Annotated in this window: 8 protein-coding genes; 4 read left to right on the top strand and 4 right to left on the bottom strand. The window is 54.7% G+C overall.

The annotated features are described in order from the left end of the window. Positions 1-18: 18 nt before the first annotated feature. From glp to tviB, 4 genes are all read right to left on the bottom strand, one after another. Entirely contained in the window at positions 19-1,278 is a 1,260-nt protein-coding gene (gene glp / locus B2A78_RS12810) for a gephyrin-like molybdotransferase Glp (RefSeq protein WP_077730389.1), read from the bottom strand. Beyond that, positions 1,265-1,804 (bottom strand): molybdopterin-guanine dinucleotide biosynthesis protein B, encoded by a 540-nt coding sequence (mobB, locus tag B2A78_RS12815; protein ID WP_077730390.1) that lies wholly within the window; start codon positions 1,802-1,804, stop codon positions 1,265-1,267. Before mobB ends, glp begins: the two co-directional genes overlap by 14 nt. A 141-nt stretch (positions 1,805-1,945) precedes the next feature. Next, positions 1,946-2,956 carry an NAD-dependent epimerase gene (locus tag B2A78_RS12820; RefSeq protein ID WP_077730391.1) on the bottom strand — a complete coding sequence of 337 codons (1,011 nt, stop codon included), beginning with the start codon at positions 2,954-2,956 and terminating at the stop codon, positions 1,946-1,948. An 18-nt stretch (positions 2,957-2,974) separates the two neighbouring features. Continuing rightward, positions 2,975-4,255, bottom strand: coding sequence for a Vi polysaccharide biosynthesis UDP-N-acetylglucosamine C-6 dehydrogenase TviB (tviB, locus tag B2A78_RS12825; protein ID WP_276205393.1), 1,281 nt, complete (start codon positions 4,253-4,255; stop codon positions 2,975-2,977). A gap of 821 nt (positions 4,256-5,076) precedes the next feature. Between tviB and B2A78_RS12830 the strand changes: the two genes are divergently transcribed. From B2A78_RS12830 to prsT, 4 genes are all read left to right on the top strand, one after another. Continuing rightward, on the top strand, positions 5,077-6,471 hold the full coding sequence (locus tag B2A78_RS12830; protein ID WP_077730393.1) for a TIGR03013 family XrtA/PEP-CTERM system glycosyltransferase: 1,395 nt from the start codon (positions 5,077-5,079) through the stop codon (positions 6,469-6,471). A gap of 79 nt (positions 6,472-6,550) precedes the next feature. Beyond that, positions 6,551-8,656, top strand: a complete 2,106-nt coding sequence (gene prsK, locus B2A78_RS12835; RefSeq protein WP_077730394.1) for an XrtA/PEP-CTERM system histidine kinase PrsK — start codon at positions 6,551-6,553, stop codon at positions 8,654-8,656. After that, positions 8,653-10,005 carry a PEP-CTERM-box response regulator transcription factor gene (prsR, locus tag B2A78_RS12840; protein ID WP_205780766.1) on the top strand — a complete coding sequence of 451 codons (1,353 nt, stop codon included), beginning with the start codon at positions 8,653-8,655 and terminating at the stop codon, positions 10,003-10,005. The genes prsK and prsR overlap by 4 nt, the downstream gene beginning before the upstream one ends. A 9-nt stretch (positions 10,006-10,014) precedes the next feature. Then, the gene (prsT, locus tag B2A78_RS12845) at positions 10,015-12,771 is read left to right on the top strand and encodes an XrtA/PEP-CTERM system TPR-repeat protein PrsT (RefSeq protein WP_077730395.1); all 2,757 of its coding nucleotides are present in this window, start codon (positions 10,015-10,017) and stop codon (positions 12,769-12,771) included. Positions 12,772-12,843 lie beyond the last annotated feature (72 nt).

Below are 12,843 nucleotides of genomic sequence, written 5' to 3' on the forward strand. Positions count from 1 at the left end.
TGGTGAACGGCGCGCTTCTCAGGATCCGATCGCTTGATGGAAGCCGTGAAAAGGTTCTACGTCCACGGTTTGGCCGGCTTCGATTCCCGCGTTTTCGACGGGAAGAACGATGAAGCAGTTGGCCGAACTCATGGAGGTCATCTGTGAAGCGCTTTGACCGCCCAGGCCGGTCACGGTGAAGATGCCGTTCGGGTCGCGGCGATAAATGCCGCGCTGGAATTCCAGTCGCCCGGGTTGTTTATGAAGACGATTGGTGCAAACGGCCCGGAGCCGCAAGGGTTCGACGATCGATGCGCCCATCAGGCGCAGCAGTGCGGGGCGAGCCAGTTGTTGAAACGTCACCATCATAGATACCGGATTTCCCGGCAAACCGAAAAAAAAGCTCGAATTGATCCGGCCGAAAACGAAGGGCTTTCCGGGTTTGATGGCGACTTTCCAGAAATCGATGTGGCCGATTTCTTTTACGACTTCAGTGATGAAATCGGCATCGCCCACCGAGGCGCCACCGGAGGTGATGACGGCATCGGCTTGGTTCGATGCTTCCAGCAGAACGCGTTGGATTTCTTCCTTGTTATCTCCCGTCACGCCCATATCGATCGTTTCGACCCCCAACCCGGCTAACAATGCATCCAGCACATAACGGTTGCTGTCATGAATTTCGCCGAATGCCAGCGGTTCGGTGATAGGGCGGAGCTCGTCGCCGGTGGAAAAAAAAGCGACGCGCGGTTTGCGGCGGACGGAAACCGAGGGACTGCCGATCGACGCCAATAGTCCCAATTCGGCGGGGCCGAGACGTTGTCCCTCGTCAAGAAGCCGGTCGCCGGATTTTATTTCTTCCCCGCGAGACCGAATGCATTCGCCCGGCTTGGTTTTTTCGGTGACTCGAATTCGATCCCCGTCGCGGTGCGCGTGCTCCAGCATGATCACGGCATCGGCGCCTTCCGGGAGCGCGGCGCCGGTGAAAATCCGCACGCACTCCCCGGCCGAGATCGGAGCCGAATGAGGCCGGCCTGCCCAAGCGGTACCGACGACGCGAAGCACGGGTGTTTCCTGGATTTCATCGGCTCTTAACGCGTAGCCATCCATAGCCGAGCTGGAAAAAGGAGGAAGGTCGGTCGATGCGTAGACCGGTTCCGCCAAGATACGGCCGAGCGCCTGTTTCAAAGGGATCTGTTCGATTCCCGCCGCGGGCAATATGGCATTGAGCATCCGATTCAGCGCTTCGTCCAATGCCAAGGGTTGCGACTGTTTCTCGGAGCAGCAATCACACTCGCGCATGGGCAAGAAATTCCTGGTAAATGAAACGGGTAATTTGTTCCGGATCGTTGATATCGAGTCTCGGTATGTTGGGCTCAACCGCCGGTTCGGCGTCCGTTGCGATCGCGATGATGGTGTCGTCGGCGGGAAACAAAAGAGGTTTGCCGAGAGCAGGACGGTGCAACTCGATTTTCGGGAAGCGTTCTCGCTTGAATCCTTCCACCAAGATCAGGTCCAGGCCGGTCTGGTCGAAATAAGCCAACTCCTCGGCTAGCGTCGGTTCTCGGATTACCCGGTGTTCCGTGATGATGGCGCGGCGGTGCGACGAACTCAGCATGACCGGGCTTGCTCCGGCCCTCCGCAACTCGTAGCTGTCTTTGCCGGGATAATCTATTTCGAAGCTGTGATGACTGTGCTTGATAAGCCCGACGCTAAGCTCGTTCAATCGGAGCAGCGGGATGATCTTCTTTAAAAGCGTGGTCTTGCCGGTGCCGCTGAAAGCTGCAAAGCCTAGTATCGGCACCTGCGCATTGCGGAAATTCAGCATTCAGATGGAGCGATAGACGGATCGCAAATGAGATGAGAGGCAAGTCGACGATTTTGCCGGGCGCCAGTGCACAGACTCTCACATTCCAATGGGTGTCCGCTTCGGAAATGCGATTCAGGGTCTGTTTTCCTCATCGCCCGGCTAGGACACACGATAGTAATCTTTGTACCACCCGACAAAATTGGAAATCCCGGTTTCTATGGGCGTTGCCGGCCGATAGTCTACATCACGGATAAGATCGTCCACATCCGCGTAGGTGTCGGGTACATCGCCGCTTTGCATGGGAAGAAGGTTTTTTTCGGCTTTCTTGCCGAGGCAATCCTCCAGAACTTCGATAAAACGCATGAGCTCGACCGGCTGGTGATTGCCGATATTATAAAGGCGGTACGGCGCCTTGCTGGTGCCGGGATCGGGGTGGTCGCCGTTCCAATTCGGGTTGGGCGCCGCGATGTTGTCAAGAACTCTGACTACGCCTTCCACAATATCGTCGATATAGGTGAAGTCGCGGCGGTGATGTCCGAAATTGAAGACGTCTATCGGCTTACCGGCCAGGATGTTCCGGGTGAACATGAACAAAGCCATGTCCGGGCGGCCCCAAGGGCCGTACACGGTGAAAAAGCGCAGGCCGGTGGTAGGCAAGCCATAGAGGTGGCTGTAAGTGTGCGCCATCAGTTCGTTGGCTTTCTTCGTGGCCGCGTACAGGCTCACCGGGTGGTCGACGTTGTGGTGGACCGAAAACGGCATGGCGGTATTGGCACCGTAAACGGAGCTGGACGAGGCATAGACTAGGTGCTCGATCTCGTGATGCCGGCACGCCTCCAACATATTGCAGAAACCCACCAGATTCGCATCGATGTATGCATGAGGATGCGTCAGCGAATATCTCACCCCGGCTTGAGCGGCAAGATTCACCACGCGCTGCGGCCGGTGATCCGCAAACGCCTGATTCAGACGCTCGCGGTCTTCCAGGGCGATGCGGATTTCCGTGAAGCCGGGGTGACTTTTGAGCCGGGCGAGCCGCGCTTCCTTGAGACCGACATCGTAGTAATCGTTGACGTTATCAATGCCGATAACCTCGTCCCCGCGTGCCAATAGCACCTGCGCCAGCGCTGCGCCGATAAATCCCGCCGTTCCTGTGACCAATACTTTCATTGGCGATGTCCCTGTGAATTATAAGTAATCATCTACGATGTCGTGGGGCAGTGCGTACTTGACATCGAACAAGACGCCATCGGGTTTTGCCAACGCCCGAATGGCTTGGACGCCCATGGCTTTGAATTCCCGGTGGGCGACGGCAATCACGACGGCATCGTACTTTCCGGCCGGAAGCTCCCTGACGAGATCGATGCCGTATTCTTCCTTGACTTCCTCGGGATTCGCCCACGTATCGTAAACATCGACCCGAGCATTGTAGCTCTCGAGTTCTTTGATGATGTCCGTTACCCGTGTGTTCCGAATGTCGGGGCAATTTTCCTTGAAGGTCAATCCCATGATGAGAATGTTTGATTGACAGACTTGAAGGCGCCTCCGAGTCATTAGTTTGACCAATCGACTGGCGACATACTCGCCCATGCCGTCGTTGATGCGGCGACCGGCCAGGATGATTTCGGGGTGATGCCCGATTTCTTGGGCTTTATGGGTCAGGTAATACGGGTCGACACCGATACAGTGCCCGCCGACCAGACCTGGACGGAAGGGAAGAAAGTTCCACTTGCTTCCGGCGGCCTCGAGAACCTCTAACGTGTTCAAGCCCAACTTGTTGAACAAGATCGCCAACTCGTTGATGAGCGCGATGTTCACGTCTCTCTGCGTGTTCTCGATGACTTTCGCCGCCTCGGCGACTTTGATGCTGCTGGCTTTGTGAGTGCCGGCCGTGATGATTTTTCGGTAAAGCTCGTCGACGAAGTCGGCGACTTCCGAGGTCGAGCCCGACGTGACTTTCTTGATGGTGGTCACGCGGTGTTCCTTATCGCCGGGATTGATGCGTTCGGGGCTGTAACCGCAGTAGAAATCCCGGTTGAAGCTCAATCCCGATCGAGCCTCCAGGATCGGTACGCAGACTTCTTCGGTTGCTCCCGGATAAACCGTGGATTCGTAAATGACAATATCGCCTTTCGAGAGAAGCTTGCCGACCGTGTCGCTGGCTTTTTCCAGGGGAGTCAGATCCGGACGTTTGTGTTCGTCAATGGGGGTCGGGACGGTAACGATATAGACGTTGCAGCTCAAGAGATCGGCGGGATTGGCCGTATAGCTCAGTCGTTTTACGCTGGCGAGTTCTTCGGCGTCGACTTCGAGCGATCGGTCGAGTCCGTCTTTCAATTCCGCAATGCGCTGGGCGTTGATATCCAGGCCTACGGTATCGAAGTGCTTGCCGAATTCCACAGCGAGCGGAAGTCCTACATAGCCCAGTCCGATTATGCCGATCTTCGTTTCAGCGAGCGAGCGCATCATGCCTCCAAATGAGTGAGAAATCATGGAAATTCAGCGAAAGCTTAGATTATATTTTGGGAGTCTTGTGACGACTAAGCCTTGACAACGCGCATTCAGTCCCATGGTCGGCCGGTATCGGATTTAAAGCGAGACGATTTCATGAAAGACGGAACTGTTTGCGACGCCGATAACGCAATGTCGCCTTCAATTCTAAAGGACGGTCATCGAAGCGGGAAGTTTTTCGAGTCGTTCGATAAGCGCCTTGCATTGTGGGGATGCAGATGAAATTGGGAAATGATTGGCGACGTTGACGTATTGTTCTTGTTCGGCCGTTTGCGGTAAGCATCGTTTCCGAGCGGTAGCCTTAAAAGGCCGGCATGCATCGTAAGCTCGAATTCCTGAATGAAAAATCCAAAATCAGGTGCGCTTTTAGTACGAAGCGAATGTGTTAAAGTTGTGGCCCGATTACGACCGCAAGCCGAATATCTATCGGCTTGTCGACTTGGGGTTTGGAAGATCGCGGAGACAAATGCACTTTAAGGTCTCCGCCGAGCGTAGCCCGGACTAGTCTCGAGTGCATTCGTCTTTGGGGTGAGTGTTGAGGCATAAGAGAAATCCGTGCGCTAGGGGGCGAGCATAAATAAGAACAGTTCACTCGGTATTCATCGAGTAAGCCAGCACTGATTTGCCGCGCAATCGCAGTCTTGAACATTGCTTGAGTATGACCTCGATACAATTTTTCTTCGAAATTGATCGGCCGATTCTCATCCCGTAGCTCTGTCGGAATAAGGCAGCTTCGTACGCTCTGGCAGCAACTATCTGATTAGGAATCGGCAAGATTTATGATCCGCGTTTTTCGCCATTATATTTCAAGCATTTATGTCGTTATTTTCCTGCTGGACTGCGGTATTTTCTTTTCGGCCTTTTATATGGGGTCGGTTCTACGATTTTTTCCGGATTTCCAAAGCAGCCTTTCGGCGATCGAACTGACCAATCCGTCCGCGCTGTTCTGCACGTTCATGCTGGCAAGCACTACCGGCATGGGGCTTTATCAACGAGCACAGCACGGAGGCGATGCGGGTTTGCTGCTTCGCGTATTGGCCAGTTTTGTGCTCGGTACGGTTCTGATGGGTTTGGTCTTTTATGCCATTCCGACGATTTTCGTGGGGCGAGGCGTATTCGGCTATGCATTGCTATCGGCCCTGGTTTTAACGCTGTTCTCGCGTTTCCTGTTTCTAAAGTTCGTGGACCGGCAGGAGCTTAGGCGCCGGGTGTTGGTTTTAGGGGCCGGTTACAACGCGAACATGATTCAAGAGTTCGAAAACAAAGCGTCCAATCCGAGCTTTCGTGTTATCGGCTTTGTGCAAATGGGTGGAGATGTCAGTCGGATAGAACCTCACCGCCTATGTGCGTTGGAAATGCCTCTCAACGAATTCGCCATCGCGCACGATATCGATGAGATCGTTGTCGCGCCGGATGATCGCCGGGGAGGGCTTGCCGTAGACGAGATTTTGGACTGCAAGATGAATGGTCTGGAAGTGGTGGATCTTTTGCACTTCTTCGAGCGTGAGGCGGGGCTGATTCGAGTCGACTGTCTGCATCCCAGTTGGCTGGTTTTTTCCGACGGGTTCCGGTACAGCGGCTTTCAGCAGCTTTCCAAGCGCGCATTCGATGTATTGGCAAGCCTTGCTTTACTCGCGGTAAGCTGGCCCATCATGTTGCTGACCGCTTTGGCGATTGTGCTCGAGAGCGGTTGGCGTGCGCCGGTGTTTTACCACCAGGTGCGCGTTGGGAAAAATTGGCGGTTGTTCAAGGTGATAAAGTTCAGGAGCATGCGCACCGATGCCGAAAAAGACGGCAAAGCGCGCTGGGCAACACGGAACGACGATCGTGTCACCCGGGTGGGGCGATTTATCCGAAAGACTCGCATTGATGAATTGCCGCAGCTGTTCAACGTCCTGAAAGGTGAAATGAGTTTCGTCGGACCTCGTCCGGAGCGGCCTGAATTCGTAGAAAAGTTCGCAGAAACCATTCCTTATTATTCGGAACGCCATCGGGTGAAGCCGGGCATTACCGGCTGGGCGCAACTGTGTTATCCGTATGGGTCGAATTATCAGGATGCCATCGAGAAGCTGCAGTACGACTTGTATTACGTCAAGAATTACAGTCTCTTTCTCGACTTTCTTATTATGTTGCAGACGATCGAAGTGGTTGTTTGGGGTAAGGGCGCTCGCTGAATGCCCGCTTAGAAAAGTTGGTTCCGGATATTCTGACTACGCTCATTCGCGGAACATTCTTATTTAACGCAGAGGACGCATGACTGTCGGCGCCGCCAGCTATCTGGCAGGTTTCTTCGCTTATCTTTTTTTAAGCGCGTTATTGCTCGTCAGCTGGCGCGGCAATGTTACCGGACGTTGGCTGGTCCTGGCATCATTCGTGACCACGGCCTGGTCCGGCGTTCTGGCGATACAGGAAATCTTTCACTTTTTCCCCGCGGCAGTCGTTTGGTCGGTCGAAATCGTCCGCACCTATGTCTGGCTGCTCTTCCTCAGCAAGCTGTTCAACCCGCTTAAAGATGCCGGCGCCGATTCGAATTCGACAACGTCGAGAATCATCAATCGGGGCGTTCATCTGGCGGTAGGGTTCCAGGTGGTTTATGTCTGGATTTCTCCGGGGTTGGAACGATACTATCCGGACGTTTTTCAGCCTGCGTTTCAGCTCTGCGGCCACGTCGGCTTGGCCTTGATCGGTCTGGTATTGGTCGAACAATATTTTCGCAATATCCGGACCGATCTTCGGTGGCGGATCAAATTCCTGTGTTTCGCGTTGGGAGGAATGTTCGCCTACGACTTTTATCTTTACTCGGACGCCTTGTTGTTCCAGCGCATCAATCCAGATCTATGGCTGGCGCGCGGCGCTGTCTCAGCCCTGTTGCCTCCCCTCTTCATCGTTTCTGCCGCCCGTAACCCGCAGTGGTCGGTGGATGTGTTCGTTTCCCGTCAGGTCGTCTTTCATTCCGCGACTCTGCTCGGGGCCGGCATTTATTTGTTGCTCATGGCGACTGCCGGATATTACATCAAGATTTACGGCGGGGAATGGGGAACCGTCGCGCAAATCGTTTTCCTGGTCGGGGCGTTCTTGTTGCTCGCATTGCTGCTTTTTTCGGGGCAGATGCGGGCCCGCACGAGAGTTTTTCTAAGCAAGAATTTCTTTAACTATGCCTACGATTACCGGGAGGAGTGGCTTCGAATCATTACGATGCTCTCGGATACCGGCTCCGGGTTAGCGCTCGAAGAACGCATAATCGTGGCTTTGGGGCAAGCCGTGGAGAGTCCTAGCGGTGTGCTTTGGGTCCGGGAATCGAACGGGCATTTAGTCTGGCGGGCGAGCTTCGGAGAACCGGAGCTCGATGTCCCTCTGGTCGATGGGGGCGATGCGGTAATTCGCTACATGGAAGATAAGGAGTGGATCGTCAATTTGCCCGAGATGGTGACGATGCCGGAGGCTTATGACGGACTCAACCGGCCTATATGGCTCGAACCCGCTTCCGACGCATGGTTGCTGGTGCCGTTATTTCAGCAGAAACGGTGTATGTCGGGACTGTTGCTGCTGACTCGTCCTCGTACTCCGATACACTGGAATTGGGAAGTCATAGACCTATTGAAGACCTCCAGTCGGTTGGCTGCAAGCTATCTGGCGCTCGAGGATGCCGGCCGGGCTCTGGCCGAAGCTCGACAGTTCGAAGGTTTCAACCGGCTTTCCGCTTTTATCATCCATGATTTGAAAAACCTTATCGCGCAACTAAGCTTGGTGGTGCGCAATGCGGAGCGACATCACAACAATCCCGAATTTATGCGAGATGCCATCAAAACGGTGGATCATGCGGTCGGGAAAATGAGCCGGCTGATGTCCCAATTGAAAAACTCCGGCTCAGCGCAGTCGGAAAAGGTGATTGACCTCGGGGCGCTTGTTCGTGAGGTGCTGGAGTCGCGGAAGGCTCAGGCGCCAATTCCCACGTGTGATATGTTTAGGCAGTCGATCCTGGTTAGAGCCAATCGCGACCGCCTGGCGTCTTCTTTCGAGCATATTATCCAGAACGCTCAGGATGCCGCCGGCAAGAACGGTCGGGTGCATATTCGAATGAAGATGAGTAAGAGCGGCCATGCTGCCGTTGAAATCGAGGACAATGGACGAGGCATGGACGAAGAGTTTATCCGTACTCGCCTGTTCAAGCCTTTCGAAACCACGAAGGGAGTGACCGGAATGGGCATCGGTGCGTACGAGAGCCGCGAATATATACGTTCTTTGGGTGGGGAACTCAGCGTGACAAGCGAACCGGGCAAGCGCACGCTGTTCAGCTTCTCGATTCCCGTCGTTTCCAATTCCGACGAGCTTGCCTTAAACGAGGTGAATTCCGCTTGAGCGAGCAAACTCTGTTGATCGTCGAAGACGATCCTGGGCTACAAAGTCAACTTCGCTGGAACTTCGAGCAATACAAAGTTCTGATGGCGGACGACCGAGAATCCGCAATCGCGGCGGTCAAGCGTAATCAACCGGCGGTTGTTACGCTGGATCTCGGATTACCCCCGGATCCGGGCGGCGTGAGCGAGGGTTTCGCGGTGCTCAGCGAGATTCTGTCCATCGCGCCGACAACCAAGGTCATCGTCATTACCGGTAACGATGATCAAGTCAATCCGGTCAAGTCCATCGGGCTCGGCGCTTACGACTTCTATCAAAAGCCGATCGATCCGGAAACCTTGTCTTTCGTGGTGGAGCGGGCATTTCGCCTTTACAGCCTCGAGGAAGAAAACCGGCAGTTTCGGCGGATGCACATCACTAACCCGTTGGAAGGCGTCATCGCGGCCAGTCCCGAGATGCACGAAGTTTGTCGCATGATCGAGCGTCTGGCGCCGACCGATATTACTGTGCTGCTGTTGGGTGAGAGCGGTACCGGCAAGGAGGTACTCGCACGCGCGCTTCATGCGTTGAGCCCGCGTTCGAAAAAGCCTTTTGTTGCCGTCAATGCGGCTGCGATCCCGGATAGCTTATTGGAAAGCGAACTGTTCGGTTTCGAGAAGGGGGCGTATACCGGCGCGACTCAACAAACCAAGGGCAAGTTCGAATTGGCCGACGGCGGAACCTTTTTTCTCGATGAAATCGGCGATATCCCTCTATCGCTACAACCGAAGCTCTTGCGCGTGCTGCAGGAACGGGTCGTCGAGCGGGTCGGAGGGCGGCAGCCGATCAAAGTCGATGTGCGCTTGATTTGCGCCACCCACCAAAATCTCTCGAAGCTGATCAGTGAAGGGAAGTTTCGAGAAGACCTTTATTTCCGCATCAACGAAATGATCATCAACATTCCGCCGCTCAGGGAAAGAACCGGAGATGTGGCGGTTTTGGCGCGCGCTTTCCTGGACAAGTTTGCGCAGCAAATGCGTCGTGCAAACATCCTCGGTTTCAGCGATGGAGCGCTGGCCGCCATGGAAACCTATCATTGGCCCGGAAATGTTCGGGAGTTGGAGCATAAGGTCAAGAGAGCGGTGGTGATGGCCTCGGGTCCTCTCATTGATGCCAAGGATATGGAGCTTGCACCGGGCGAATTCAAACGGCGCTTATGGAGTTTGCGGGAGGCTCGCGACATGGCCGAACGGCAAGCGATTTGCGCTGCCCTGAGCGAAGCCGGCGAAAACGTCACCAAAGCGGCTGAAATCCTCGAGATTACACGCCCAACGCTTTATGCACTCTTGAGCAAATTCAATCTTAAGATTTAGGAGGTTGATATGGCCCGCACGCTTCAGGCGCTTATCCTGCTAACGTCGGTCATCGGTCACGACTGGGCGAGAGCCGAAGTGGACCTGCTCAAGCAGGCTCAGGATTACATCCAAAAGGGTGAGATTAAGGCGGCGGTCATTCAGCTGAAAAACTTGCTGCAGAGCGACCCGGAAAATGCCGACGCGCGCATATTGATCGGGGAGTCGTATCTCAAGTTGGCTGATGGCCCGTCGGCGGTTAAAGAGTTGGAAAAAGCCCGAGACTTGGGGGCGTCAAAAGAAAAGTGGATCATTCCCCTGGCGCGGGCCTATCTGTTGCAGGACAAGCCGAAAGCCGTTCTGGACCAAATCAAGCCGGAAGACGATTTGACCGGTACGATTCGCGCTCAAGTGTACGGCATTCGTGGTTTGGCTCAAATCGCCCTGCGCGAGCCGGAGCAGGCAAAGGAAAGCTTCGATGCAGCCCTGAAGTTCGACTCGACGGCGAGCGACGCCTTGTTGGGACTTGCCATGCTTGAGGTGCAGCAAAAACAGTACAAGAAGGCGATCGAATACGCCAATCAGTCCATTGTCAAGGATCCCAAGAATGTAAGCGGATGGATTATTTTGGGAGAAACCAAGCGGCTGGATGGCGACCTGACCGGGGCGGCCGATGCCTTCACCAGGGCGCTTGAGGTCCAGCCTTTCGACATACGGGCACGGCTCGGGCGGGCTACGGTTTATCTCGCCTCGGGTAAGGCGGACGATGCGCAAAAAGATGTCGATGCGGTTCGAAAAGCGGCGGGAGATGTGCCGTTGGCGCTGTATCTTCATGCGGTCATAGCCTTTCAGAAGAAGGAATTTCAAGAGGCCGAAGACGCCCTCGTCAAAGTAACCAACGCGCTTCCGAATCATCCGCCCAGCAGGCTGCTTTTGGGCACGATCGCTTACCAACAGGGGAAATACGAGTCCGCGGAGAACAATCTTTCTCAATTTCTCGGAGCCGTTCCAAAGCATCTGCCTGCGGCAAAGCTGCTGGCCGCGACACGGATGAAATTGGGACGCGCCCATGACGCCATCGAACTATTGAAGGGAGTCGAGGATCAGGCATCCAACGATCCACAGTTTCTCGCTCTTCTCGGCAGCGCTTACCTCCAGGGCAAACAATACGACTCAGCTACGGAGTATCTGGATCGAGCCTCCGAACTCGCTCCCGACGTAGCGGCGGTCAAAGCGCAGTTGGCCCTAGGGCGTATCGCGTCCGGGCAAATGGAACAGGCCGTGGTCGATCTCAAATCCGCCGTCGACCTGGATCAAAACCTGTTGCAAGCGGACGTCATGTTGGTCCTAGCCTTGATCCAGCAGAAGAAGCCGGATGAAGCGATCGAGGCGGCACGAAAACTGATGAGCAAGATGCCGGGCGACCCAATGCCGGATAATTTGCTTGGCACCGCCTATATGTCCAAGGGCGATACGGATAAGGCGCGCGAGCACTGGACGGCGGCATTGAAGCTCAATCCCGATTATGCTACCGCCGCGCTTAATTTGGCGAAGCTTGAACTCAGGGGCAACAACCATGATGCCGCGTCCCAACGTTATCAACAGATTCTCCAACGCGACCCGAAAAACTTGGCGGCGCTCATCGGTCTGGCTCAGATCGCCGAAATGCGTAAGGACTATCAAAATATGGAGAAACATCTCAAGGAGGCCCGCGAAAGAAATCCAAAGGTGTTGCAGCCGTCGGTGTTGCTGTCCCGATACTTCCTGGCACAGGGTAAGCCTTTGCAGGCGTTGGAGGTTGCTCGCGATGCCGAAGCCAATAATCCCGATCACCCATTGGCGCTTCAAAGTCTGGGCTTGGCTCAATCGGCCAACGACCAGGGAGCAAGTGCCATCGCCACGTTTAAGAAATTGGTGAGCAAGGTTCCGGGGAATCCGGAATATCGCCATCAATTGGCCCAAGTCCTGTATAAAAAGGGCGAAAAGCAAGCGGCTAGGGTCGAATGGGAAAGTGTTTTGAAGCAAGCTCCCGATTATATGCCGGCCCTCTTAGCTAAAGCGGAGTTCAACCTTCAGGACAAGAATTACCGAGAAGCATTAAAAATAGCGGAAGATATCAAGGCCAAGCACCCGAAGTTAGCTGTGGGCTTCCAAATGGATGGCGACATTCGGTTCGCTCAGAAGCTGTTCAAGGAAGCGCTCGCGTCTTATGAAAAGGCTTTCCAATTGGCTCCGAACTCGGCCTTGGCGCGGCGGTTGTTTCAGACGCGCCATGCTTTGGGGCAGGATACCGAGGCGTTTGACGGGCTGACTCATTGGCTGCAATCGTCCCAAGACGACGTCGAGTCCTGGATGATGCTAGCTATGGCTTATCAGGAGGCCGGGAGACGGAAAGAAGCCGTGGAGGCTTACGAAAAAGCTCAAAGCCTGAAGCCGGAAAACTCGCTCGTCCAAAATAACCTGGCCTGGTTGTATCAAGAATTGGGCAGCGACAAGGCTTTGCCTTTAGCCGAAAAATTGCTCCCGGCATCCGAGAATCGTCCGGAAGTCATGGATACGGTCGGGTGGATTTTCGTCCAGAACGGAAAACAGAAAGAAGGCCTGAATTTACTGCAGGACGCTGCCGTGCATGCACCCCATGTGGCGCAGATTCGTATTCATTTGGCTGAGGCTTTGGCTAAGTCTGGGCGGAAAGACGAGGCACGCAAGGAACTGGAGCGCCTGTTGAAGGAGAAGAAAAATTTTGCTGAACGGGAAAAAGCCGAGATCCTGCTCAAGGGAATGTAGTGTCGCAACCGAGCGGGTAAAAAAAAGCGCGACACTTTCTCGGTGCCGGAATGTGCGTTGCCCGGGCGAGAG

It is taken from the genome of Methylocaldum sp. 14B, from assembly GCF_002005105.1.
In the GTDB taxonomy this organism is placed as follows: domain Bacteria; phylum Pseudomonadota; class Gammaproteobacteria; order Methylococcales; family Methylococcaceae; genus Methylocaldum.

Bases quoted from the DNA above. Each gene is read 5' to 3' on its own strand.
- mobB (WP_077730390.1), bottom strand. From the start codon at position 1,804: ATGCTGAATTTCCGCAATGCGCAGGTGCCGATACTAGGCTTTGCAGCT.
- glp (WP_077730389.1), bottom strand. From the start codon at position 1,278: ATGCGCGAGTGTGATTGCTGCTCCGAGAAACAGTCGCAACCCTTGGCA.
- B2A78_RS12830 (WP_077730393.1), top strand. From the start codon at position 5,077: ATGATCCGCGTTTTTCGCCATTATATTTCAAGCATTTATGTCGTTATT.
- B2A78_RS12820 (WP_077730391.1), bottom strand. From the start codon at position 2,956: ATGAAAGTATTGGTCACAGGAACGGCGGGATTTATCGGCGCAGCGCTG.
- prsT (WP_077730395.1), top strand. From the start codon at position 10,015: ATGGCCCGCACGCTTCAGGCGCTTATCCTGCTAACGTCGGTCATCGGT.
- tviB (WP_276205393.1), bottom strand. From the start codon at position 4,255: ATGATGCGCTCGCTCGCTGAAACGAAGATCGGCATAATCGGACTGGGC.
- prsK (WP_077730394.1), top strand. From the start codon at position 6,551: ATGACTGTCGGCGCCGCCAGCTATCTGGCAGGTTTCTTCGCTTATCTT.